The 22,811-nt window shown below is 63.0% G+C and carries 24 protein-coding genes; 22 read left to right on the top strand and 2 right to left on the bottom strand.

Going from position 1 to position 22,811, the window contains the following annotated elements; genetic code table 11:
- Positions 1-206 precede the first annotated feature (206 nt).
- From ACA065_RS02210 to ACA065_RS02115, 20 genes are all read left to right on the top strand, one after another.
- A complete protein-coding gene (locus ACA065_RS02210) occupies positions 207-926 on the top strand; it encodes a beta-ketoacyl synthase chain length factor (protein WP_497693126.1) in 720 nt (239 codons plus the stop codon).
- On the top strand, positions 902-1,714 hold the full coding sequence (locus ACA065_RS02205) for a lysophospholipid acyltransferase family protein (protein WP_497693125.1): 813 nt from the start codon (positions 902-904) through the stop codon (positions 1,712-1,714). Before ACA065_RS02210 ends, ACA065_RS02205 begins: the two co-directional genes overlap by 25 nt.
- Positions 1,692-1,961 carry a phosphopantetheine-binding protein gene (locus tag ACA065_RS02200; protein ID WP_014716603.1) on the top strand — a complete coding sequence of 90 codons (270 nt, stop codon included), beginning with the start codon at positions 1,692-1,694 and terminating at the stop codon, positions 1,959-1,961. The genes ACA065_RS02205 and ACA065_RS02200 overlap by 23 nt, the downstream gene beginning before the upstream one ends.
- Positions 1,962-1,970: 9 nt before the next feature.
- Positions 1,971-2,225, top strand: coding sequence for an acyl carrier protein (locus tag ACA065_RS02195; RefSeq protein WP_497693124.1), 255 nt, complete (start codon positions 1,971-1,973; stop codon positions 2,223-2,225).
- Entirely contained in the window at positions 2,222-2,767 is a 546-nt protein-coding gene (locus tag ACA065_RS02190) for a COG4648 family protein (protein WP_497693123.1), read from the top strand. The genes ACA065_RS02195 and ACA065_RS02190 overlap by 4 nt, the downstream gene beginning before the upstream one ends.
- Positions 2,764-4,434, top strand: coding sequence for an ApeI family dehydratase (locus ACA065_RS02185; protein WP_497693122.1), 1,671 nt, complete (start codon positions 2,764-2,766; stop codon positions 4,432-4,434). The genes ACA065_RS02190 and ACA065_RS02185 overlap by 4 nt, the downstream gene beginning before the upstream one ends.
- 167 nt (positions 4,435-4,601) lie before the next feature.
- Positions 4,602-5,336, top strand: a complete 735-nt coding sequence (locus tag ACA065_RS02180) for a glycosyltransferase family 2 protein (RefSeq protein ID WP_497693121.1) — start codon at positions 4,602-4,604, stop codon at positions 5,334-5,336.
- Positions 5,333-6,268, top strand: coding sequence for a lysophospholipid acyltransferase family protein (locus ACA065_RS02175; RefSeq protein WP_497693120.1), 936 nt, complete (start codon positions 5,333-5,335; stop codon positions 6,266-6,268). The genes ACA065_RS02180 and ACA065_RS02175 overlap by 4 nt, the downstream gene beginning before the upstream one ends.
- Positions 6,252-7,793: an HAL/PAL/TAL family ammonia-lyase gene (locus tag ACA065_RS02170; protein ID WP_497693119.1), complete on the top strand. Its 1,542-nt coding sequence runs from the start codon at positions 6,252-6,254 to the stop codon at positions 7,791-7,793. Before ACA065_RS02175 ends, ACA065_RS02170 begins: the two co-directional genes overlap by 17 nt.
- Entirely contained in the window at positions 7,786-8,211 is a 426-nt protein-coding gene (locus ACA065_RS02165) for an acyl-CoA thioesterase (protein ID WP_497693118.1), read from the top strand. The genes ACA065_RS02170 and ACA065_RS02165 overlap by 8 nt, the downstream gene beginning before the upstream one ends.
- Positions 8,208-8,903, top strand: coding sequence for an outer membrane lipoprotein carrier protein LolA (locus tag ACA065_RS02160; protein WP_497693117.1), 696 nt, complete (start codon positions 8,208-8,210; stop codon positions 8,901-8,903). Before ACA065_RS02165 ends, ACA065_RS02160 begins: the two co-directional genes overlap by 4 nt.
- Positions 8,893-11,205, top strand: coding sequence for an MMPL family transporter (locus ACA065_RS02155; protein ID WP_497693116.1), 2,313 nt, complete (start codon positions 8,893-8,895; stop codon positions 11,203-11,205). Before ACA065_RS02160 ends, ACA065_RS02155 begins: the two co-directional genes overlap by 11 nt.
- A gap of 33 nt (positions 11,206-11,238) precedes the next feature.
- Positions 11,239-12,486, top strand: a complete 1,248-nt coding sequence (locus tag ACA065_RS02150) for an NAD(P)/FAD-dependent oxidoreductase (protein ID WP_497693115.1) — start codon at positions 11,239-11,241, stop codon at positions 12,484-12,486.
- Positions 12,483-13,217 carry a class I SAM-dependent methyltransferase gene (locus tag ACA065_RS02145; RefSeq protein ID WP_497693114.1) on the top strand — a complete coding sequence of 245 codons (735 nt, stop codon included), beginning with the start codon at positions 12,483-12,485 and terminating at the stop codon, positions 13,215-13,217. Before ACA065_RS02150 ends, ACA065_RS02145 begins: the two co-directional genes overlap by 4 nt.
- Positions 13,214-13,696, top strand: coding sequence for a hypothetical protein (locus tag ACA065_RS02140; RefSeq protein WP_497693113.1), 483 nt, complete (start codon positions 13,214-13,216; stop codon positions 13,694-13,696). The genes ACA065_RS02145 and ACA065_RS02140 overlap by 4 nt, the downstream gene beginning before the upstream one ends.
- Complete coding sequence (locus ACA065_RS02135) at positions 13,693-14,859, top strand: beta-ketoacyl-[acyl-carrier-protein] synthase family protein (protein ID WP_497693112.1); 1,167 nt, start codon at positions 13,693-13,695, stop codon at positions 14,857-14,859. Before ACA065_RS02140 ends, ACA065_RS02135 begins: the two co-directional genes overlap by 4 nt.
- Positions 14,856-15,317: a hotdog family protein gene (locus tag ACA065_RS02130; protein ID WP_497693111.1), complete on the top strand. Its 462-nt coding sequence runs from the start codon at positions 14,856-14,858 to the stop codon at positions 15,315-15,317. The genes ACA065_RS02135 and ACA065_RS02130 overlap by 4 nt, the downstream gene beginning before the upstream one ends.
- Complete coding sequence (fabG, locus tag ACA065_RS02125; protein ID WP_497693110.1) at positions 15,314-16,042, top strand: 3-oxoacyl-ACP reductase FabG; 729 nt, start codon at positions 15,314-15,316, stop codon at positions 16,040-16,042. The genes ACA065_RS02130 and fabG overlap by 4 nt, the downstream gene beginning before the upstream one ends.
- On the top strand, positions 16,042-17,268 hold the full coding sequence (locus tag ACA065_RS02120; protein WP_497693109.1) for a beta-ketoacyl-ACP synthase: 1,227 nt from the start codon (positions 16,042-16,044) through the stop codon (positions 17,266-17,268). The genes fabG and ACA065_RS02120 overlap by 1 nt, the downstream gene beginning before the upstream one ends.
- A 26-nt stretch (positions 17,269-17,294) precedes the next feature.
- Positions 17,295-17,744, top strand: coding sequence for a hypothetical protein (locus ACA065_RS02115; RefSeq protein WP_497693108.1), 450 nt, complete (start codon positions 17,295-17,297; stop codon positions 17,742-17,744).
- A 159-nt stretch (positions 17,745-17,903) separates the two neighbouring features.
- On the opposite strand, the gene ACA065_RS02110 is transcribed toward ACA065_RS02115, so the two are convergent.
- Complete coding sequence (locus tag ACA065_RS02110; protein ID WP_497693107.1) at positions 17,904-18,797, bottom strand: LysR family transcriptional regulator; 894 nt, start codon at positions 18,795-18,797, stop codon at positions 17,904-17,906.
- Between the two features lie 172 nt (positions 18,798-18,969).
- On the opposite strand from ACA065_RS02110, the gene ACA065_RS02105 reads away from it, so the two are divergent.
- Positions 18,970-20,196, top strand: a complete 1,227-nt coding sequence (locus ACA065_RS02105; RefSeq protein WP_497695288.1) for an MFS transporter — start codon at positions 18,970-18,972, stop codon at positions 20,194-20,196.
- Between the two features lie 137 nt (positions 20,197-20,333).
- On the opposite strand, the gene hemE is transcribed toward ACA065_RS02105, so the two are convergent.
- Positions 20,334-21,401, bottom strand: a complete 1,068-nt coding sequence (hemE, locus tag ACA065_RS02100) for a uroporphyrinogen decarboxylase (protein ID WP_053253959.1) — start codon at positions 21,399-21,401, stop codon at positions 20,334-20,336.
- Positions 21,402-21,641: 240 nt separating this feature from the next.
- On the opposite strand from hemE, the gene ACA065_RS02095 reads away from it, so the two are divergent.
- A complete protein-coding gene (locus tag ACA065_RS02095; RefSeq protein WP_497693106.1) occupies positions 21,642-22,808 on the top strand; it encodes an efflux RND transporter periplasmic adaptor subunit in 1,167 nt (388 codons plus the stop codon).
- The last annotated feature ends 3 nt before the right edge of the window (positions 22,809-22,811 follow it).

The following is a 22,811-nucleotide window of genomic DNA, read 5'->3' as shown; positions in this document are numbered from 1 at the left end:
TCCGACAAGCCAGATCGATCTCAGGTAAAGGACAATCTGTAAATCTTTCCAACCAAATTGTAATCAGCCGTGAACAATTCTTTACCAAAGTTTGCTAGAACCCCGCAGCACCGGGATAATGCGCGCCATTCGGCCAGTGTCTCCTGTCCCGGTATTCGGGGCCAACGGCCGCACATGGAAGCCCGCAGGGGCGGGATAACTTCTCAGTGATCACTTTCAACATCGCCCAATGGCGCGCCTGGGCTCCCGGCCTGGAAAGTGCGGACGACTGGCACGCCTGGTGCCAGGCTCCGGTGTTGCTGCCCGCCAGCGAAAGCGCCCCTGATGTGTCCTTCCTGCCGGCCATGCAGCGCCGGCGCCTGAGCCGCCTGGCGCGCATGGCGTTCAGCGTGGGCTGGCCGCTGGCCGAAGGCCGAGAAAACCTGCCGCTGGTGTTTATTTCCCGGCACGGCGAAACCCCGCGCACCCTCGACATCCTTACCGACCTGGCCAATGAGCAGCCGCTGTCGCCGACTCAGTTCAGCCTGTCGGTGCATAACGCGGTGATCGGCCTGTGGTCGATCCTGCGCAATGAAACCAGCGAAATGACAGCGCTCGCCGCCGCCGGCGATGGCCTGGAGCACGGCATGCTCGAAGCCGCCGCGCTGCTCAACGAAGGCGCCCCGGCGGTATTGCTGGTGATCACTGAAGAACAACCGCCCGAGGCCTATGCCGGCTGGATCCATGACGTGCCCTTCCCCTACGCCGTCGGCCTGCTGCTGACACCGGGCGACGAGTGGCAAATGGAACTAAATAGCGGCGCTGTCCAACTCAGTCAAACTCAGTGGCCCCATGCCCTGAACCTGCTGCGCACCCTGCTCACTGAACAGGCCGCCTGTCAACATGCCTGGAAGAACCGTGTATGGAACTGGCAACGCAAGCCCTGACCGATAAACCAAGGGACGCCTACTACTGGCGCCTGTTCGCCACCGCCGCCAGCTTCTTTATGTTTGGCGTCGGCGGGCTGTGCCTGCGTTTACTGGTGTTCCCGTTGCTTAGCTGCCTGCCGGGCAGTGCCGAAAAACACCAGCGCCGCGCTCGCCACACCATCAGCAAACTGTTCTGGTTCTTCATCCGCCTGATGCAACGCGCCGGCGTGCTGACCTACAGCGTCGAAGGCGCCGAAAAACTCGGCCGCCCCGGCCAGATGATCATTGCCAACCACCCGTCACTGATCGACGTGGTGTTCCTGATCGGCCTGATGCGCCAGACCAACTGCGTGGTCAAGCAGAGCCTGTTCCAGAACCCGTTCACCCGTGGGCCGGTGCGCGACGCGGGCTATATCAGCAATGACGGCAGCGCCGACATGCTCGACGCCGCAGCCAGTGCCCTGCGCGAAGGCCAGACCCTGATCATCTTCCCCGAGGGCACCCGCACCACACCCGGCGTACCACCCGCCTTTCATCGCGGTGGCGCCGCCATTGCACTGCGCGGTGCGACAATCATCACCCCAGTGGTGATCAAGGTCAGCCCCACCACCTTGACCAAGGCCGAACCCTGGTATCGCATCCCTAAATGTCGATTTCATTTTAGTTTGCGCGTGGGTGCCGATATAGAACCACACGCCTTTGCTGCACTGGGGCCCGCGCCCCAGGCTTCACGCAAGCTCAACGATTACCTGCACCACTATTTCATTAAGGAGCTCGCCGAAGATGAGCGACCAACACCGCCTTGAGCACGACATAAAGACGCTGATTATCGAGGCCCTGGGCCTGGAAGACATCAGCGTCGACGACATCGGCAGCGAACAAACCCTGTTCGGCGAAGGCCTGGGCCTGGATTCGGTCGACGCCCTGGAATTGGGCCTGGCGATCCAGAAAAAGTACGGCATCAAGATCGATGCCGACGCCAAGGACACACGCAATCACTTCACCAACGTGGCCAGCCTTGCGGCGTTCGTCACGGCCAGACAGGCAGCTTGAGACCGGACCATGCAAACTCGTGACGATATTTTCAACACCCTGCGCGACGCCTTGGTGGAACTGTTTGAACTGGAACCTGAACGCGTCACCCTTGAGGCCAACCTGTATCAGGACCTGGAAATCGACAGCATTGACGCCGTCGACCTGATCGACCACATCAAACGCCAGACCGGCAAGAAGATCGCCGCCGAAGAATTCAAGGCCGTGCGCACCGTAAACGACGTGGTTGAGGCGGTGTACCGTCTGGTCACGCCTGCCGCATGAGCCGGCTGATCGGCCTTGGCCTGTTGCTGGCGGGGCTGCTGTACCCTTTTGCGGTGTATTACGGCACCGAGCACTTTGCACCGTGGCAATTCGGCTTGCTGCTGGGCGGCCTGTGGCTGTTGCGCGCGCTAACCGGCGCACGACGCCCCGGCAGCCGCGGGATGGCCGTGGCAGTCATCGTGTTTTGCTTATGCCTGGCCTGGTTCGACAACCCGCAGTTGCTGCGCTGGTATCCGAGCCTGGTCAGCGCGTTCATGCTGGCGCTGTTCGGCCTGAGCCTGAAATACGGCCCGCCGATGGTCGAGCGCCTGGCCCGCATGACCGACCCGCAGCTACCGCCCAACGCGGTGCTATACACGCGGCAGGTCACCGTGGTGTGGAGTGTGTTTTTTCTGTGTAATGGCCTGCTCGCCGCCGCCCTCACCCTGTGGGCGCCGCTGAGCTGGTGGACGTTGTACAACGGCCTGATCGCCTACGGGCTGATGGGGTTGTTGTTTGCCGTGGAATGGCTGGTACGACAAAGGGTTCGAGGCCGCGTATGAAAGGGTTGAAACTTGAGCACCTGTTGCTTGAGCCGCTGGAACACCGTTTGGTCACCACCGAACCTGCGATGAATCACGCCCAACTGTGGGCGCAATCCCTGAGCCTGGCGGCGGGCCTGCAGGCGCGCGGCATCCAGCGTTTGGCGGTGCACCTGGAAGATGCAGGCCTGCTGGCGATTGCCCTGCTGGGCGCCTGGCGTGCCGGGGTCAGCGTGTTGCTGCCGGCCGACCTGCAACCGCAGACTCGCCAGCGCTGGGACGCTGCCGTGGATGCCTGGCTGGTTGAAGCCGCTGATCTGGACACGCTGTATCAGGCGCCCTTAAGCGCCGCCGTGCTGGACCTGGACGCCTGCCAGTTGAGCCTGTGCACCTCCGGCTCCAGCGGTGAGCCCAAGCGTATCGACAAGACGCTGCGCCAGCTGGCCAACGAAGTTCAGGCGCTGGAAGCCCTGTGGGGCGCGGACCTCAAAGACGCCTGCGTCATTGGCAGCGTTGCCACGCAACACATCTACGGCTTGCTGTTCCGGGTGTTGTGGCCGCTGTGCGCCGGTCGCACCTTTGTGCGCAAACAGCTGGCCTTCCCCGAAGACCTGCAGCGCGCCAGCCGCGAGCACGCGCAATTTGCCTGGGTCGCCAGCCCGGCCCTGCTCAAGCGCATGGGCGACAACCTTGACTGGCCAGCGCTGAGCCAGGTGTCGCGGGTATTTTCCTCCGGCGGCGCGTTGCCTATCGAGGCCGCCGGCAGCCTTTACGATCGCCTGCAGCAATGGCCGACGGAAATCCTCGGCAGCTCGGAAACCGGCGGCATCGCCTGGCGCCAAGGCGCGCAGCCGTGGCAGCCGTTTGCCGACGTTGAGCTGAGCCAGGATGCCGACGGCGCCCTGCGCATTGCCTCGCCTTACCTGCCCGAGGGGCATATCGAACAGACCGCCGATGCCGCCCGCATTCATTCCGATGGCCGCTTTGAGCTGCTCGGCCGCCTGGACCGCATCGTCAAGCTGGAAGAAAAACGCATCTCCCTGCCCATGTTGGAGCAGGCGCTGATGGCCCACGCCTGGGTCGCCGAAACCCGTCTGGGCGTGGTGCAGGAAAACCGAGCCTCGCTCGGCGCGCTGGTGGTGCTGAGCGCCGATGGCCTGCATGCCCTGCGCAATCAAGGCCGCCGCACCGTTACCCAAACCCTGCGCCAACATTTGAGCCAACATTGCGAAGCCCTGGCCCTGCCGCGTCGCTGGCGGCTGCTGCACCAGTTGCCGCTGAATGCCCAAGGCAAACTGCCGCAAGCCGACGTCGCCGCCCTACTGCTCGCCCCACGGCCAAAAGCGCCGCACGTGCTGGAGCAAGTCGAGGCTAACGGCGAATGGACGTTGCAACTGAGCATCCCGCCAGACCTGGCCTACTTCAGCGGCCACTTCCCGGTCACGCCGGTTTTGCCAGGCGTGGTACAGGTGGAATGGGCCTTCAACCTCGGCCAGCAACTGCTCGACCTGCCCGCGACCTTTGCCGGTATGGAAGTGCTCAAGTTCCAGCAACTGGTGCGCCCCGGCGATCAGGTTGAACTGCACCTGCGCTTCGACCAGGAACGCGGCAAGCTGTACTTCGCCTACCGCACCGGCGTCGCGGCCTGCTCCAGCGGCCGCATTCAACTGGTTAACGCGCATGCATAAGCTTTTGTGGCGAGGGAGCTTGCTCCCGCTGGAGTGCGAAGCGCTCCCAACCCAAACAATGAAGTTTGTCAGGATGACCCCGGTTGCCTGTATGGGGGCTGCTTCGCCGCCCAGCGGGAGCAAGCTCCCTCGCCACAGGGTTTGCGCTCAACTTCAGGATTGCGGCCATGCATAACCCCTGCGCCCTGATCCCGGTCTACAACCATGAAGCCGCCGTACCCGCCGTGGTCCACAGCCTGTTGAACAGCGGCTTGCCGTGCCTGTTGGTCGACGACGGCAGCAGCCCGGCGTGCGCGGCGGTATTGGCGCAACTGGCGACACTCGAAAACGTCACGCTGCTGACCTTGCCCAACAACCAAGGCAAGGGCGGCGCGGTCATGGCCGGCTTCCGCGAAGCCGCGCGCCTGGGCTTCACGCATGCCCTGCAAGTGGACGCCGACGGCCAGCACGATTTGCGTGAAGTCGAGAGTTTCCTCGATACCTCACGCAGGCACCCCGACGCGATAATCTGCGGCTACCCCGAATACGACGACAGCGTGCCCAAGGGCCGCTTGTACGCGCGCTACCTGACCCACGTGTGGGTGTGGATCAACACCCTGTCGCTGCAGATTCGCGACTCGATGTGCGGCTTTCGCGTGTACCCGCTGGCACCCACGCTGGCATTGATGGACTCGGCCTACATCGGCACGCGCATGGATTTCGACTCCGACATCCTGGTGCGCCTGGCCTGGCGCAACCAGCCGATGCGCTGGCTGCCGACAAAGGTGCATTACCCCGCCGATGGCTTGTCGCACTTCCGCCTATTTCGCGACAACGTGCGCATCTCGGCCATGCACACCCGGCTGTTTTTCGGCATGTTGGTACGCGCGCCGATGATCCTGTGGCGACGGTGGCAGGCATGAGCGACAGCACCAAGCATTGGGCCGACCGCGAAGAGCGCGGCAGCTTCTGGCTGATGAAGCTCACCGCCATCGCCGCCAAGGTCCTCGGCCGTCGCCTGCTGAGCCCGCTGCTGTACGGCATCGTGTTGTACTTCTTCCTGTTTGGCCGCACGGCGCGCCACAGCGCTTGGGAATACCAGCAACGCCTGGCTGCCTGGAGCGGGCGCAATGAGCTGCGGCCCACCCACAGAAAAGTCTTTGGCCAGTTCATGGCCTTTGCCGACTCCTTGCTCGACAAGCTCGACGTGTGGAACGGCAAGCTGCGCCTGGAGCAGATCCAAATCAATGACCCGGCGCAATTGCGCGGGCAACTGCGCGGTGAGCGCGGGCAAATGCTGGTCGGCGCGCACTTGGGCAACCTTGAAGTGTGCCGCGCACTGGCCGAGATCGGTGAGCAGGTCACCATGAACGTACTGGTGCACACCAAGCACGCCGAACAATTCAACCGCCTGCTGGGCGAAGCCGGGGCCACGCATTTGCGCCTGATTCAGGTCAGCGAACTGGACCCGGCGACCATGTTGCTGCTCAGCCAGCGCCTCGACGACGGCGAATGGCTGGCGATTGCCGGCGACCGCGTGCCGCTGCACGGCGGGCGTAAAGTGCGCGTGGATTTCCTCGGCCATGACGCGGCGTTCCCGCAAGGCCCGTGGCTGCTGGCCGGGCTGCTCAAATGCCCGGTGAACCTGCTGATGTGCCTGAAGCACGATGGCCGCTACCGCCTGACCATCGAGCCGTTCGCGCAATTGATCGAATGGAAGCGCAGCACCCGCGAGCAGGTGATTGCCCTGTGGACCGCGCGGTACGCCGCACGCCTGGGCCAGTTCTGCCTGGAAGCGCCCCAACAATGGTTCAACTTTTACCCTTTCTGGAAGACCGATGACGACGCATCTTGAGCCAGTAACCTTTGGCGAACGCGCTTTGCGCATTGAAGACGTGCTGGCCTTGGCCAACCGCCAGGCGCCCACGCAGTTGCAGGGCGACGCGGCGTATCGCCAGCGCATTGCCAAGGGCGCGCAGTTCCTCGACTCGCTGCTGGACAAGGAAGGCGTGATCTACGGCGTAACCACCGGCTACGGCGACTCGTGCGTGGTGGCGGTACCGTTGCAGCACGTCGAGGCGTTGCCGCGTCACCTGTACACCTTCCACGGCTGCGGCCTGGGCAAGTTGCTCGACGCACAAGCCACCCGCGCCGTGCTGGCGGCGCGTTTGCAGTCGCTGTGCCACGGCGTTTCCGGGGTGCGTGTGGAATTGCTCGAGCGACTGCATGCGTTTCTCGAACACGATGTGCTGCCGCTGATTCCGGAAGAAGGCTCGGTGGGCGCCAGCGGTGATTTGACACCGCTGTCTTACGTGGCCGCGACCTTGTCCGGCGAGCGCGAAGTGATGTTCGGTGGCGAGCGTCGCCAGGCGGCTGACGTGCACCGCGAACTGGGCTGGGAGCCGCTGGTGCTGCGCCCCAAAGAAGCCCTGGCGTTGATGAACGGCACCGCCGTGATGACCGGCCTGGCGTGCCTGGCCTTCGCCCGCGCCGACTACCTGCTGCAACTGGCCACGCGCATCACCGCGCTGAACGTGGTGGCGCTGCAAGGCAACCCGGAACACTTCGACGAGCGCCTGTTCGCCGCCAAGCCGCACCCTGGGCAGATGCAAGTCGCCGCGTGGCTGCGCAAAGACCTGGCGATCGATGCGCCGACCGCGCCGCTGCACCGCCTGCAGGATCGCTACTCACTGCGCTGCGCGCCCCACGTGCTCGGCGTGCTGGCTGACAGCCTGAACTGGCTGCGTTCGTTTATCGAAATCGAACTGAACAGCGCCAACGACAACCCGATCATCGACGCCGAAGAAGAACGCGTGCTGCACGGCGGGCACTTCTACGGCGGGCACATCGCCTTCGCCATGGACAGCCTCAAGACCTTGGTGGCCAACGTCGCCGACCTGCTCGACCGCCAGCTCGCGCTGCTGGTGGACGTGCGTTATAACCATGGCCTGCCAAGCAACCTGTCTGGCGCGCCGGCCGACCGCGCGATGATCAACCACGGCTTCAAGGCCGTGCAGATCGGCACCAGCGCCTGGACCGCCGAAGCGTTGAAAAACACCATGCCGGCCAGCGTATTCTCGCGCTCCACCGAGTGCCACAACCAGGACAAAGTGAGCATGGGCACCATCGCCGCCCGCGATGCGATCCGCGTGCTGGAGCTGACCGAGCAAGTCGCCGCCGCCACCCTGCTCGCGGCCAACCAAGGTGTGTGGCTGCGCGCCCAGGCTGAGGATGCACGCGCCCTGCCACCAGCCTTGGCGGCCATGCATGCAGAACTGGCCAAGGACTTCCCGCCGGTCATCGAAGACCGTGCGCTGGAAGGCGAACTGCGCCTTTGCCTCAAGCGTATCGCCGAGCAACACTGGAGGCTGCATGCGTAGCCAGGGCGTGTTGCATTGCGACACTGAAATCCTCGTGCCGTTTTTCGACATCGACACCATGAACGTGGTGTGGCACGGGCATTACGTGAAATACCTGGAAGTGGCGCGCTGCGCGCTGCTGGACACGCTCGGCCACAACTACACAGCGATGCTCGAATGCGGCTACGCCTGGCCGGTGATCGACATGCAGCTACGCTATGTGCGCGGCGCCACCTTTGGCCAGACCATCAATGTGCGCGCCAGTTTGGTGGAGTGGGAGAACCGTTTGAAGGTGAATTACCTGATCACCGACCTCGCCAGCGGCGAGCGCCTGACCCGCGCCAGCACCGTGCAAGTGGCGGTGGAAATCGCCAGCCGCGAGATGCAACTGGCCTCCCCCAAAATATTCACCGACGCCGTAGAAAGGGCTTTGAAATGAGATCCAATGTGGGAGCGGGCTTGCTCGCGAAGGTCTTGAGGGTCCCGTGTAGTATCAGACGGTCCGCGTCATCGTTAACGTCCTTCGCGAGCAAGCCCGCTCCCACAGGGATCGCGTTGACTCTGTTATTAAGCATTCCAGGTTTCGCCCATGCTTTTGATCTGCAACAACTCAGCGATCAGTTGGCCAAGCCCTCGGTGATCCACGGCAACTTCACCCAGGAAAAACACCTGCGTGCCCTGCCGCAGCCCTTGGTCAGCAAAGGCACCTTCGTGCTCGCCAAAGACCACGGCCTGCTGTGGCTGCTCAAAACGCCGTTGCAACAGGACTACCGCATCAGCGCCCAAGGCATCGCCCGCCGCGATGCCAACGGCTGGCAGCTGCTGCCAAACAAGAGCGCCGGGGCCGAGCAGAACCGTCTGTTCCTCGCCGTACTCCAAGGCGACAGCAGCGGCCTGCAGCGCGACTTCGACCTGCAACTGCAAGGCGAAGCCCAGCAATGGAAGCTGACACTGATCCCACGCTCACTGCTGCTCAAGCAGGTCTTCACCCAGATTAATATCGACGGCGGCGAGTTGGTCCAAACCATCCAACTGCTCGAAACCCAAGGCGACAGCACCGTGCTGCGCATGCAGGACAGCACGGCCAGCCAACCGTTGAGCGACGCGGAGCAACACGACTTTGCCCAGTGAGCGCCTGTTACCGCGCCTGTTCCTGATCCTGCTGGTGGCCGTGCTGGCCCTGGCCGGTTGGCAGTGGCGCCATGGCGCGCCGCTGTCGGCCAACCTGATGGAGCTGGTGCCGGGCAGCACGCCGGATGCACTGGAGCTAAAAGCCGAACAGCGCATGCAGGAGCCGCTGAACCGCGAAATGCTGGTGTTGGTGGGGCATGCCGACCGGCAAAAAGCCGTGGCCGTCGCACAGCAATTGGGCGAACGCTGGCAGGCCAGCGGCTTGTTTGAAAAGGTGCAGTGGAACCTGCAAGCCGACTTGCCGGCACTGCGCGAGCAATTGCTGCGCGGGCGCCTGGCGATGCTCTCGGCCAAAGACCGCGAGCAACTCATTGAGCAACCCGACGCCTTCATCCAGCAGCGCGTGCAAGCGCTGTTCGACCCGTTCACCGGGTTCAGCCTGGTGCCGAGCCAGGACGACTGGCTGGGCCTCACCGGGCGCATCCAGAACAGCCAGCCGCAGCACGGCGCGGTGCAGCTGGATATCGGCAGCGGCGCGTTGATCGCCGATGCCGACGCCAAGAGCTGGGTGCTGTTGCGTGCGCGCACCACCGGCAATGCTTTTGATATGAAACTGCCGCTGCAAGTGGCGGATCTGCTCCAGGCCAGCCGCGCCCACGCTGGCGAGCAAGGCGCGCAATTGCTTGCGGCCAGCGGCTTGCTTTACGCGGCCAATGGGCAGCAGCAGGCCACCCGGGAAATCACCTGGGTCGGCGGCGGCGCCACCCTTGGCATCCTGTTATTGCTGTTGCTCGCCTTTCGCCGCTGGCGCGTGCTGCTGGCCTTTGTGCCGGTGCTGGTGGGCATGTTGTTTGGCGCGGTGGCCTGCGTGGCGCTGTTCGGCCATATGCATGTGATGACCTTGGTGCTGGGTTCCAGCCTGATCGGCGTGGCGGTGGATTACCCACTGCACTACCTGTCGAAAAGCTGGAGCCTGCAGCCGTGGCGCAGCTGGCCGGCGTTGCGCCTGACGCTGCCGGGGCTGAGCCTGAGCCTGGCGACCAGTTGCATCGGCTACCTGGCGCTGGCCTGGACGCCGTTCCCGGCGCTGACGCAAATCGCGGTGTTCTCCGCCGCAGGCTTAGTCGGCGCCTATCTGTCGGCGGTGTGCCTGCTGCCCGCGCTGCTCAACGGCGTGGAGCTGCGCCCGGCGCAATGGCCGCTGCGCATCGCCGAAGGCCTGTGGCTGTTACGCGCGGCCTTGATCAAACGCGTACCAAGCCCGGCGCTGCTGGCGTTGGTGCTGCTGTTCTGCGCCGGCGGCCTGTGGCACTTGAACAGCAAAAATGATATCCGCCAATGGATCGGTGCCCCGCCGCAATTGCTCCAGGAAGCCCAGGCCGTGGCGCGCATCACCGGGTTCCAGCCCACCAGCCAGTTCTTCCTGGTGCGCGCGGACAACCAGCAGCAGTTGCTGGAACGCCAGGCGGCCTTGGGCCAACGCCTGGACCAACTGGTGAATATGGACAAGTTGCAGGGCTACCTGGCGCTCAATCAATTGGTCAACCTGCCCGCCGAGCAGCAACAACTGCGTGATGCGTTGAACAAGCTCCCACAGCACTGGCAGCCACTGCTGGACCTCGGCGTGCCCGCCAGCGCCCTGCAGGCCGAAGTCGCGCAGTTGCAAGCACTGCCCACCGAAGACATTGACGCCGCGCTGGTCGGCCCGCTCGCCGAACCTTGGCGCACACTGTGGCTCGGCCCAGTGGACGGCGGCGTGGCGGCGATGGTCAGCCTGCAGGGCTTGAACAACCCGGCGCTGCTGCGGGTGCAGGCGCTGGACTTGCCGGGTGTGCAATTGGTCGATCGCCTGGGCGATTTGAACCGGGTATTCGCCGACACGCAGATCAGCGCCGCTGAATTGAAATTGATGTCGTGCGTGCTGATTGTGCTGTTGCTGATCCTGCCGTTCGGCTTTGGCGGGGCCTTGCGCATCGTCGCCCTGCCCTTGCTCGCCGCGCTGTGCAGCTTGGCCAGCCTGGGTTGGCTGGGTCAGCCGCTGACCCTGTTCAGCCTGTTCGGCCTGCTGCTGGTCACGGCCATCAGCGTCGACTACGCGATCTTGATGCGCGAGCAAATCGGCGGCCCTGCCGTGAGCCTTTTAGGTACGCTGTTGGCGGCGCTGACGACGTGGTTGTCGTTTGGCCTGCTGGCGGTGTCGAGTACACCGGCCGTGAGCAATTTCGGCCTGTCGGTCAGCCTTGGCCTGGCGTTCAGCTTTATGCTGGCGCCTTGGGCTGGCCATCAGAAGCACGCCTCATGAATGTGATTATCGCCATAGCGGCAAGGAGCCCTCGTGCCCACAGTTGAAATGGAACGTCGCCAGGTGGTGGTGATCGGTGCCGGGCCATCCGGTGCTATCGCCGCCGCGCTGTTAAAGCGCAACGGGCATGATGTATTGATTATCGAGCGCCAGCATTTCCCACGGTTCTCGATTGGCGAAAGCCTGCTGTCGCACTGCATCGATTTTATCGAAGAAGCCGGCATGCTCGACGCCGTGCAGGCGGCAGGTTTCCAGGTAAAAACCGGTGCTGCATTTGCCTGGGGCGAGCGCTACAGCGCGTTTGATTTTAGTGACACGTTCAGCAACGGCAAACCCACCACCTTCCAGGTGCAGCGCGGTGAGTTCGACAAATTGCTGGCTGACCAGGCGGCCTTGCAGGGCGTGGACATTCGCTACGGCGAAACCATCGTCGGCGTGGACTTCGCAGGCGAAAGCCGTTACTTGCACGTGCGTCGCGAGAACGGCAGCGAGTACCACCTCAAGGCCAAGTTTGTGCTCGACGCCAGCGGCTACGGCCGCGTGCTGCCGCGCCTGCTGGAGCTGGAAGCACCGTCGAATTTCCCGCTGCGCCAGGCGGTGTTCACCCACGTTGAAGATCGCATCGAACACCCAGGCTTCGACCGCACCAAGATCCTCATCACCACGCACCCCACCCAGCGCGATATCTGGTTCTGGACCATTCCGTTCAGCAATGGCCGTTGTTCGGTGGGCGTGGTCGCGGCCAAGGAGCATTTCGACGGCCGCGACAGCGACCTCGACGCCTGCCTGCGCGGCTTTATCGACGAAACCCCAAGCCTGGCCGGCGTGCTGCAAAATGCCGTGTGGGACACGCCCGCGCGCACTATCGGCGGCTACTCGGCCAACGTCACAACCCTGCACGGCCCAGGCTTTGCGCTGCTGGGCAACGCGGCGGAATTCCTCGACCCGGTGTTCTCCTCCGGCGTGACCATCGCCATGCGTTCGGCGAGCATGGCGGCCGGCGTGCTGCATCGCCAACTCAAGGGCGAAACGGTGGACTGGCAAACCGAGTTTGCCGAGCCGTTGAAGCGCGGCGTCGACACCTTCCGCTGCTACGTCGAAGGCTGGTACGCCGGCACCTTCCAGGATGTGATTTTCCATCCAGGCAGCTCGCCGGAAATTCGCCGGATGATCAGCTCGATCCTCGCCGGTTATGCGTGGGATGAGCGCAACCCGTTTGTCAGCGAGCCCAAGCGGCGGTTGCGGATGTTGTCGGAGATTTGTGCGAGCGAAACAGTATGAGCAGTCAATACCTGAGTAATAACTACGTCGAAGAAACCAGGTTCGGCTTCTGGTTCCTGCGCAGCCACACGTGGCAGCACCACGTGTTGCGTGTGGCGATCAACGACCTGCGCAGCTTGTTCACCGAGCCATTGCCGGTGGCGCCGGTGTTGCTGGACGCCGGTTGCGGCCAGGGCAAGTCGTTCCAGTATTTGCAGCAGGTGTTCGCACCGCTGCGCCTGATCGGCCTGGATGCCGACCCTCACAGCCTGGAACTGAGCAAGGCCGAAGCCGCGCGCCAAGGCCTGGCCATTGAGCTGATCGGCAGCGACTGCGCCACCCTGGCGGTGCCGGACGAAAGCGTCGACATCCTGTTCTGCCACCAGACCTTCCATCACCTGGTGGAACAGCATCGCGCACTAAAAGAGTTCTACCGCGTGCTCAAGCCGGGCGGCTATCTGCTGTTTGCTGAATCCACCGAAGCCTACATCGACACCTGGGTGATTCGCTGGCTGTTCCGCCACCCGATGCACGTGCAGAAGAGCGCCGAGGAGTATTTGGAGATGCTGCGCGAGCAAGGCTTTGAATTCGGCCCGCAGAACGTCTCGTACCCGTATTTGTGGTGGAGCCGCTCCAGCGATTTTGGCCTGTTGGAACGCTGGGGCCTGCGCAACCCGCCACCTGTTGGCCAGCGTGAAGAGACCCTGGTGAACTGCGTGGTACGTAAACCTTTAGTGAGCGCTGCGGCATGATCCGCATGCTGCTGATCGGTTGCCTGTTGCTGCTGAGCGCCTGCGCCAGCCAGCCGCCGCTGCCCGAGAAACCCCCAGCCTTGGTCTTGCCGATGCAGCTGCACGTGCAGCGCCTGGCAGGCGGCCAGAGCCAGGACTGGCTGCTGGTGATCCAGCGTGAAGGCGGTGGGCTTCGCTGGTCGATGATGGACCCGCTGGGCATTCCCCAGGCCCGGCAAAAACTGATCAATGGCCAGTGGCAGGCCGATGGCTTGCTGCCGCCCAACCCTGCGGCGCGCGAGCTGTTTGCCGCGTTGCTGTTTGCCCTGACATCATCGGATGACGTGCGCGCGCTTTACCCAAGCGCCCAGGCCATGGACCTCACGCGCACGCTGCCGGGCCATTGGCAAATCGTCTATCAGTCGTCAGAGGTGTTCAGTGTGAACATGACGGGTCAACCGTTGAGCTACCGCATCACGCCGCTTGGGGCCGCCCGATGACGGCCTACCTGAATGCCCTGGGCGTGATCTGCGCCCTGGGGCGCGGGCAAGATGAAGTCAGCCGCAGCCTGTTTGCCGGCGACTGCAGCGGCATGCGCGCCGAAAGTGGTTGGGTGCCGGAGCGTGTGTTGCCGGTTGGCGGCGTGCGCAGCGAGTTGGTGGCCCTTCCTGTTGAACTGCACCCGCAAAGCAGCCGCAACAACCAGTTGCTGCTGGAAGCGGCATTGCAGATTGAAGGCCAGATTCGCCAGGCGATTCAGACCTACGGCGCCTCGCGGGTCGCCATTGTGTTGGGCACCAGCACCTCGGGCATTGACGAAGCCAGCCGTGGCATCGCCAATTACCTGCGCGACCACCAGTTCCCCGGCGACTACGACTACCAGCAACAGGAACTCAGCGCACCGGCCAATTTTCTCGCCGACTGGCTGCAACTGAGCGGCCCGGCCTATGTGATTTCCACCGCCTGCACCTCCAGCGCTCGCGCACTGATGAGCGCGCAACGCCTGCTCGACCTGGGGGTATGTGATGCGGTGCTCTGCGGCGGCGTCGACAGCCTGTGCAAGCTGACACTGAACGGCTTCACCTCGCTGGAGGCCGTCTCCAGCGAGCGCTGCAATCCGTTTTCGCTGAACCGCAACGGCATCAATATCGGCGAAGCAGCCGTGCTGTTTCTGATGACTAAAGACCGGGCGCCGATTGCCTTATTGGGCAGCGGCGCCAGCTGCGATGCGCACCATATTTCCGCGCCCGAGCCCACCGGCAAAGGCGCACTGCAGGCGATGCGCAAGGCCCTGGCCAGTGCGAAACTGGTGCCCGAACAGGTCGGCTACTTGAACCTGCACGGCACCGCCACCCAACACAATGACGCCATGGAAAGCCTGGCCGTCGCCAGCCTGTTTCCCGCAGGCGTGGCCTGCTCATCGACCAAACCGATGACCGGCCACACCCTCGGCGCAGCCGGTGCATTGGAGGCTGCGTTCTGCTGGCTGAGCCTGACCCACGGCCGGGTGCCGCCGCATGTGTGGGACGGTCACGCCGACCCGGCGCTGCCGGCCCTGCACTGGGCGCAAACCGGCGACACCTTGAAAAAACGCTGCCTGATGAGCAACTCGTTTGCCTTCGGCGGCAATAACGTCAGCCTGATAATCGCAGAGGCCCCATGATCGATTGGCCACTCGCCGAACTGCTGCCCCACGCGGGCGACATGATCCTGATCGACCAGGTGTTGTCGTTCGATGAAGAGCAGGTTCATACCCGCGCCACCGTCAAGCCTGGCGGCCTGTTCAACCGCCCGGACGGCAGCCTGCCGGCCTGGGTCGGCATTGAACTGATGGCGCAAAGCGTCGCCGCCTACGCCGGTTGCCGCGCGCGCCAGAAAGGCGAAGCGGTGCAATTGGGTTTCTTGTTGGGCACACGCAAGTTCGAGTGCAACGTGGAACACTTCCCGGCAGGCGCCGAGCTGCGCATCCACGGCCTGCGCTCGCTGGAAGACGACAACGGCATGGGTGTGTTCGAATGCCACCTCACCGGCGACGGTATCCAGGCCAGCGCGCGCTTGAACGTATTTCGACCGCCTCAGGCGGCCACCTATTTAGATGAACCGAAGGACGAAACGCCATGACTGAATCCGTACTGGTCACCGGCTCCAGCCGTGGCATCGGCCGCGCCATTGCCCTGCGCCTGGCGCAGGCCGGGTATGACATCGTGTTGCATTGCCTCCGTGGCCGCGCAGAAGCGGACGCGGTGCAGGTCGAGATCGAGGCGCTGGGCCGCAAGGCGCGGGTGTTGCAATTTGATGTGGCGGATCGCGCCAGTTGCAAGCAAATCCTTGAGGCCGACGTGGAGCAGCATGGCGCCTACTACGGCGTGGTGCTCAATGCCGGCCTGACCCGCGACGGCGCGTTCCCGGCCTTGTCCGAAGACGATTGGGACGTGGTGATGCGCACCAACCTCGACGGTTTCTACAACGTGCTGCACCCGGTGATGATGCCGATGATTCGTCGTCGTGCCGCCGGCCGTATCGTGTGCATCACCTCGGTGTCGGGGCTGATTGGCAACCGTGGGCAGGTCAATTACAGCGCGTCGAAAGCCGGCCTGATCGGCGCGGCCAAGGCGCTCGCCATCGAGTTGGGCAAGCGCAAGATCACTGTTAACTGTGTGGCGCCCGGCTTGATCGACACGGCGATGCTGGATGAAAACGTGCCGGTCGAAGAGCTGATGAAGATGATCCCGGCGCAGCGCATGGGCACCCCGGAAGAAGTCGCCGGTGCGGTGAATTTCCTGATGTCGGCCGAGGCCGGTTACATCACGCGCCAGGTGTTGGCCGTGAACGGAGGCTTGTGCTAATGAAACGCGTCGTCGTCACCGGCATGGCCGGCATGACCTCCTTGGGCAGCGACTGGGATACCATCGCCGCCAACTTTCGCGCCAACCGCAGCGGCATTCGGCGCATGGACGAGTGGGACCGTTTTACTGAACTGAACACACGCCTGGCCGGGCCAATCGACGACTTCGTCGTGCCTGCTCACTGGACCCGCAAGCAATTGCGCAGCATGGGCCGCGTCTCGCGCCTGGCGGTGTGGGCGGCGGAGCAGGCGTTGCAGGACGCCGGCTTGCTCGGCGACGAGTCGATCAAGGACGGGCGCATGGGCGTGGCCTGTGGCTCGTCCACCGGCAGCACCGATGAGATCAAGGCGTTCGGCAATATGCTGCTGAACTCGGTGGCCGAGGGGCTGAACGCCAACTCCTATGTGCGCATGATGCCGCACACCACGGCGGCGAATATCAGCATTTTCTTTGGCCTTACCGGGCGTTTGATTCCCACGTCCAGCGCCTGCACCAGCGGTAGCCAGGGCATCGGCTATGCCTATGAGGCGATCAAGTTCGGTCGCCTGCCGCTGATGCTCGCCGGCGGCGCCGAAGAGCTATGCCCGACCGAAGCCATGGTGTTCGATGCGCTCTATGCCACCAGCCTGAAAAACGATGCCCCACAGACCAGCCCGCGCCCTTATGACAGCGGCCGCGATGGCCTGGTGATCGGCGAAGGTGGCGGCATGCTGGTGCTCGAAGAACTCGAACACGCGCTGGCGCGCGGTGCGCATATCCACGCCGAGCTGGTGGGTTTCGGCAGCAACGCCGACGGCCAGCACACCACCCGCCCGGAGCAGAAAACCATGCGCCGCGCGATGGAGCTGGCGCTGGAAGATGCCGGGCTTGAGCCCTCGGCCATCGGCTACGTGAACGGCCATGGCACCGCCACTGATCAAGGCGATATCGCCGAGACGCTGGCCACCAGCAGCCTGTTCGGCAGCCGCATGCCGATCAGCTCGCAGAAGAGTTTCCTCGGCCACACCTTGGGCGCGTGCGGTGCGCTGGAATCCTGGTTCAGCATCGAAATGATGAACCGCGACCAGTATGTGCACACCTTCAACCTCGATTCGGTCGACCCGCAATGCGGCGAGCTGGATTACTTGCAAGGTAGCTTTCGCCAGATGCACAACGACTACGTGATGAACAACAATTTTGCATTTGGCGGCGTCAACACCTCGCTGATCTTTCGCCGCTGGTCCTGAATTTTTAATCGATTGGAGAAAACGGAATGTCTTCCTTGCTACGCGCTACGCTGATCACCCTGGCCCTGCTGGCCACCGCCGGCTGCACCAGCAAACCGGTGCTCAACACCCAGCACGCGCTGCCGGCCGACGCTCAGGTGAGCGAAGAGAAAATCAAGCAGGTCATCGTCACGGCCCTGCAAAAACGCGAGTGGACTGTGCAACGTTTCGGCCCGCAACTGGTGCAGGCCGAGATCACCGTGCGTAACCAGTACTACGCTGCAATCGACATTCGCTACACCCGCAACAGCTACGCCATCACCTACCGCGACAGCCGCGACCTGGGCTACAAGGACGGCAAGATCCACCGCAACTACAACCGTTGGGTGAACAACTTGGACAGCGACATCATGGCGGGTTTGCGCAGCAATAGCGTGAATGAGGCAGGGTCGGCGGCGCAGTTGTTTGAGCAGACGGGGACGTCGAAGCAGAATTGATACACCCGCTTTTCTGTGGCGAGGGAGCTTGCTCCCGCTGGGCTGCGAAGCGCCCCTAAAACCTGCAATTGGGTTTATCTGATTAAACACAGTTATCTGGTTTTGGGGCTGCTGCGCAGCCCAACGGGAGCAAGCTCCCTCGCCACAGGTTATTCGCCGTCATACCAACGTTTTACGGGTCAGCAGCTCCACAAACGCCTTGGCCATCGGGGTTTGCGCGCCTTTGCGTTGCACCAGCCACACGGCCGTCACCGCTTCCTGATCGAGCAAGGTGCGATACACCACGCCATCAATGCGTATGCGTTGGTAAGACGCCGGCAGCACCGAAACCCCCAACCCCGCCGCCACCAACCCGATGATGGTCATCGCCTCCCCGGCTTCCTGGGCGAAGTGCGGGCTGAAACCGGCGTCACGTGCCAGGTTGAGCAGTTGTGCGTAAAGGCCACTGCCATAGGTACGTGGGAAGAATACAAAAGGCTCTTCAGCCAGTTGCGACAGATGCAAGCCGCGCTCGCTGCCCTCCACCAAAGGGTGGCCGGCGCTCAGCACGGCGACCAGCGGTTCGCGCATCAGCTCGATGACACTCAGCGAGTCCGGCAACGGCAGCGGGCGCATCAGGCCCACTTGGATCGACTCATCCACCAGTGACTCGGCCACTTCGGTACTGCTCATTTCCTGCAGATTCAAATGCACCGCGGGAAAAGCCTGGCGAAACGCAAAGATCGCCTGCGGAATACTGGAGTTGAACGGCGCCGACGAAGTGAAGCCGATCTTCAATTCCCCAAGTTCGCCCAACTGCGCGCGCCGGGCCACGTCCGCAGCCTTGTCGACCTGCGCCAGCACCAACCGTGCTTCATGCAAGAACAGCCGCCCCGCTTCACTCAGCTCGACCCGACGATTGGTGCGCTCAAACAAGCGCGCGCCCACCTCTTGCTCCAGCGCCTGGATCTGCTGGCTCAACGGCGGCTGCGAGATGCCCAGCACCTGTGCGGCGCGGCCGAAATGCAGTTCTTCGGCGACAGCGATGAAGTACCGCAAGTGACGCAATTCCATGCAAGCCCCATTAGGTCGTAAAAGCTATCAAACAGGTCGAACAATATATTGGAAAGAATCATTAGGCAGCTATATTCTTTTTTGCATTGCCAGTCCTGGCAGGCTTTCCCTCGCCGAGGTCCCCGTGAAATCTGCTGTCGCTCCATTTGCTCAAGAAGTCCCGCCTACCGCCCTGGATGAGGTGGTGGCCCAGCTCAACGAGCAGTTCATCGAAAAAGGCACGCCGATGTTCATGCGCACGGTGCTGGCGCTGTTCTCCGGTGGTTTCGCCACCTTTGCCCTGCTGTATTGCGTACAGCCGATGATGCCGGCGCTGTCCCACGAGTTTTCCATCAACGCGGCGCAAAGCAGCCTGATTCTTTCTGTCGCCACGGCAATGCTTGCCTTGGGCTTGCTGATCACCGGGCCGATTTCCGACACCTTGGGGCGCAAACCGGTGATGGTTGCCGCGCTGTTCTGTGCCGCGCTGGCCACCATCGCCAGTGGCTTGATGCCGACGTGGGAAGGGATTCTGCTGATGCGCGCGCTGGTGGGCCTGTCATTGAGCGGCCTGGCCGCCGTGGCGATGACCTACCTGAGCGAAGAGATCCACCCGCAACACATCGGCCTGGCCATGGGCTTGTACATCGGCGGCAACGCGATTGGCGGCATGAGCGGGCGCCTGATCATCGGCGTACTCATCGACTTCGTCAGCTGGCACACCGCAATGCTGATCATCGGCGCGCTGGCGCTGATTGCGGCCACCGTGTTCTGGAAAATCCTGCCTGAATCGCGCAACTTCCGCGCCAGGAGCCTCAAGCCGCGCAGCCTGGTGGATGGCTTTGTCATGCACTTTAAGGACGCGGGCCTGCCGTGGCTGTTCCTCGAAGCGTTCCTGCTGATGGGCGCATTCGTGACGATGTTCAACTACATCGGTTATCGCCTGCTGGCCTCGCCCTACGAGCTGAGCCAGGCCGTGGTCGGCCTGCTGTCGCTGGTGTACCTGTCGGGCATCTACAGTTCGGCGAAAATAGGCTCGCTGGCGGATCGCCTCGGCCGTCGTCGCGTGTTGTGGGGCACTATTGTGCTGATGCTCGCCGGCATGCTCCTGACCTTGTTCACCCCGCTGTGGCTGGTGGTGCCCGGCATGCTGATCTTCACCTTCGGCTTCTTCGGCGCCCACTCGGTGGCCAGCAGCTGGATCGGCCGCCGCGCGGTCAAGGCCAAGGGGCAGGCGTCGTCGCTGTACCTGTTCTGCTACTACGTGGGCTCGAGTATCGCCGGTACGGCGGGCGGATTCTTCTGGCACTTTGCCGGGTGGAATGGGATTGGCGGGTTTATCGTCGCGCTGCTGGTTGGCGCGCTGTTGGTGGCGCTGAAGCTGGCGAAGTTGCCGCCGCTGGGGAACGTGCAGGCCTGACGCGATTTGCTGTATGTGGGAGCTGGCTTGCCTGCGATAGCGGTAGTGAATTCACCACCGCTATCGCAGGCAAGCCAGCTCCCACATTTGTTTTGTGTGCACCCTAATAAAAAGCCCGGCACTGCCGGGCTTTTTCATTACTCGTGGTATTGCGCCGACAGCTCGTGCACCGCACGCAGGAACGCGCCTGCGTGCTCCGGGTTCACTTCAGGCGTGATGCCATGGCCGAGGTTGAACACGTGCCCGCTGCCCTTGCCGTAGCTGGCCAGGATGCGGCCGACTTCGGTGCGGATCGCTTCCGGCTTGGCGTAAAGCACGGTGGGGTCCATGTTGCCTTGCAGCGCGACCTGGTTACCCACGCGACGGCGGGCTTCGCCGATGTCGCAGGTCCAGTCCAGGCCGAGTGCATCGGCACCGGCGTCGGCGATGCTTTCCAGCCACAGGCCGCCGCCTTTGGTGAACAGGATGACCGGTACTTTGCGGCCTTCGTGTTCACGGATCAGGCCGCTGACGATTTTGCGCATGTAGGCCAGGGAGAATTCCTGATAAGCCGCCGCCGACAGGTTGCCGCCCCAGGTGTCGAAAATCTGCACCGCTTGGGCACCGGCCATGATCTGGCCGTTGAGGTAACTGGTGACCGACTGCGCCAGCTTGTCCAGCAGCAGGTGCATGGCTTGCGGGTTGTCGTAGAGCATGGCCTTGGTCTTGCGGAAGTCTTTCGACGAGCCGCCTTCGACCATGTAGGTGGCCAGGGTCCATGGGCTGCCAGAGAAGCCGATCAGCGGCACACGGCCATTCAGCTCGCGGCGGATGGTGCTGACCGCGTCCATCACGTAACCGAGGTCTTTGTGCGGATCGGGAATCGGCAGGGCTTCGATGTCGGCCAGGGTGCTGACGACTTTCTTGAAACGCGGGCCTTCGCCGGTTTCGAAGTACAGGCCTTGGCCCATGGCATCAGGAATGGTCAGGATATCGGAGAACAGGATGGCCGCGTCCAGTTGTGGGTAGCGGTCCAGCGGCTGCATCGTGACTTCGCAGGCGAACTCCGGGTTCATGCACAGGCTCATGAAGTCGCCGGCGTGGGCGCGACTGGCGCGGTATTCCGGCAGGTAGCGACCGGCTTGACGCATCATCCACACGGGCGTGACGTCTACAGGTTGCTTGAGCAGGGCACGAAGGAAACGGTCGTTCTTGAGGGCAGTCATGTCGGCATCCGCAAAAAAAGTGCGGGCATTTTCTCAGAGCGCGACGCAAAAGGCACGGTATGAGCCGTGCCTTTTGTCTATCGGGTCAATTTGTCGCGGTGATGGAACGTCACACTTGAGCTTCTTCTCTGCAAAGATTTGAAACTAAGGGTCACATTTGCTCTCACTCTTCCAACCTCGGTTTAACCGCAAATTAACTGCTCGTTCCTAGCATCCATGCCTCTTTATGGAGGCATGTCGATGTATAGAAAGTTGCGTTTCGCATCAGCTTCAGTGGTGTTGGCCATTGCTGCGAGCGGTTGCACCCAGGCACCTGAACCGCAGGCATCCGCCCCCGTAAAGGTGAGCACAGAAACCCTGCAAGCCAAACCCATTTCCATTAGCAGCGAGCTCAGTGGGCGCATTGCTGCACCACGAACGGCCCAGGTAAACGCTCGGGTGGCTGGGGTGGTGCTCAAAAGTGTGTTCGCGCAAGGCGGTGACGTGAAACAGGGTGACGTCCTGTTCTACATCGACCCGGCGCCGCTGCAGGCGGATCTGGACAGCGCCCTGGCCGGGCTTAAACGGTCGCAAGCCGATACTTTACGCGCACGTCAGCAAGAACAGCGTTACCGCCAGTTGATCTCAGCCAAGGCGATCAGTGCCCAGGAGTATGACAACGCGCGCGCGGCCGCACGGCAGGCTGAAGCTGGCGTCGCAGCCAACGAGGCCAAGGTGCAACGCGCGCGTCTGAATTTGAGTTATGCCACCGTGACCGCGCCCATCTCCGGGCGCATCGGGCGTGCCCTGGTGACCGAAGGTGCCTTGGTCGGACAGAACGAATCAACCCCGCTGGCGCTGATCCAGCAGTTGGACCCGGTCCATGTCGACCTGACGCAATCGACCCGTGAACTCAACGAACTGCGCCGCGCATTCCGCTCCGGCCAGTTGCAACAACCGGGCCCGGGCCAGGCTAAAGCCACCTTGCTGCAGGACGACGGCAGCGCGTACCCGTTGCCCGGCAAGCTGCTGTTCAGCGACATCTCAGTAGACCCCGGCACCGGCCAGATCATCCTGCGCAGCGAGTTTCCCAACCCCGACCTCGATTTGCTGCCCGGCAGCTTCGTGCGTGTGCGGCTGGAGCACGCCATCGACCAACAAGGTATCAGCGTGCCGCAGCGCGCCATCCTGCGTAACAGCACCGGGCTGGCCCAAGTGCTGCTGGTGGATGACGAACTGCGTGTGAGCCTGAGAACCGTGCAACTGGGCGCCGTGCACCAAAACCGATGGATTGTCACCGACGGCCTCACATCCGGCGACCGAATCGTCGTCGAAGGCTTGCAACATGCCCGCCCAGGCGAACACGTGGTGATCGACAACGGCGCTCTTCCACTCGACCAGGCTATTGGTCAGTCAAAAGGACGCTAGCGC

The organism is Pseudomonas sp. LBUM1640 (assembly GCF_059716225.1).
Note: the sequence above shows the minus strand (reverse complement) of the source record. Positions and strands in the feature narration are given on the sequence as shown.

Coding starts and splice junctions, on each gene's coding strand:
- ACA065_RS02205 (WP_497693125.1), top strand. CDS start 902: ATGGAACTGGCAACGCAAGCCCTGACCGATAAACCAAGGGACGCCTAC.
- ACA065_RS02170 (WP_497693119.1), top strand. CDS start 6,252: ATGACGACGCATCTTGAGCCAGTAACCTTTGGCGAACGCGCTTTGCGC.
- ACA065_RS02130 (WP_497693111.1), top strand. CDS start 14,856: ATGATCGATTGGCCACTCGCCGAACTGCTGCCCCACGCGGGCGACATG.
- ACA065_RS02175 (WP_497693120.1), top strand. CDS start 5,333: ATGAGCGACAGCACCAAGCATTGGGCCGACCGCGAAGAGCGCGGCAGC.
- ACA065_RS02120 (WP_497693109.1), top strand. CDS start 16,042: ATGAAACGCGTCGTCGTCACCGGCATGGCCGGCATGACCTCCTTGGGC.
- ACA065_RS02190 (WP_497693123.1), top strand. CDS start 2,222: ATGAGCCGGCTGATCGGCCTTGGCCTGTTGCTGGCGGGGCTGCTGTAC.
- fabG (WP_497693110.1), top strand. CDS start 15,314: ATGACTGAATCCGTACTGGTCACCGGCTCCAGCCGTGGCATCGGCCGC.
- hemE (WP_053253959.1), bottom strand. CDS start 21,401: ATGACTGCCCTCAAGAACGACCGTTTCCTTCGTGCCCTGCTCAAGCAA.
- ACA065_RS02195 (WP_497693124.1), top strand. CDS start 1,971: ATGCAAACTCGTGACGATATTTTCAACACCCTGCGCGACGCCTTGGTG.
- ACA065_RS02185 (WP_497693122.1), top strand. CDS start 2,764: ATGAAAGGGTTGAAACTTGAGCACCTGTTGCTTGAGCCGCTGGAACAC.
- ACA065_RS02160 (WP_497693117.1), top strand. CDS start 8,208: ATGAGATCCAATGTGGGAGCGGGCTTGCTCGCGAAGGTCTTGAGGGTC.
- ACA065_RS02135 (WP_497693112.1), top strand. CDS start 13,693: ATGACGGCCTACCTGAATGCCCTGGGCGTGATCTGCGCCCTGGGGCGC.
- ACA065_RS02145 (WP_497693114.1), top strand. CDS start 12,483: ATGAGCAGTCAATACCTGAGTAATAACTACGTCGAAGAAACCAGGTTC.
- ACA065_RS02165 (WP_497693118.1), top strand. CDS start 7,786: ATGCGTAGCCAGGGCGTGTTGCATTGCGACACTGAAATCCTCGTGCCG.
- ACA065_RS02180 (WP_497693121.1), top strand. CDS start 4,602: ATGCATAACCCCTGCGCCCTGATCCCGGTCTACAACCATGAAGCCGCC.
- ACA065_RS02115 (WP_497693108.1), top strand. CDS start 17,295: ATGTCTTCCTTGCTACGCGCTACGCTGATCACCCTGGCCCTGCTGGCC.
- ACA065_RS02200 (WP_014716603.1), top strand. CDS start 1,692: ATGAGCGACCAACACCGCCTTGAGCACGACATAAAGACGCTGATTATC.
- ACA065_RS02095 (WP_497693106.1), top strand. CDS start 21,642: ATGTATAGAAAGTTGCGTTTCGCATCAGCTTCAGTGGTGTTGGCCATT.
- ACA065_RS02140 (WP_497693113.1), top strand. CDS start 13,214: ATGATCCGCATGCTGCTGATCGGTTGCCTGTTGCTGCTGAGCGCCTGC.
- ACA065_RS02110 (WP_497693107.1), bottom strand. CDS start 18,797: ATGGAATTGCGTCACTTGCGGTACTTCATCGCTGTCGCCGAAGAACTG.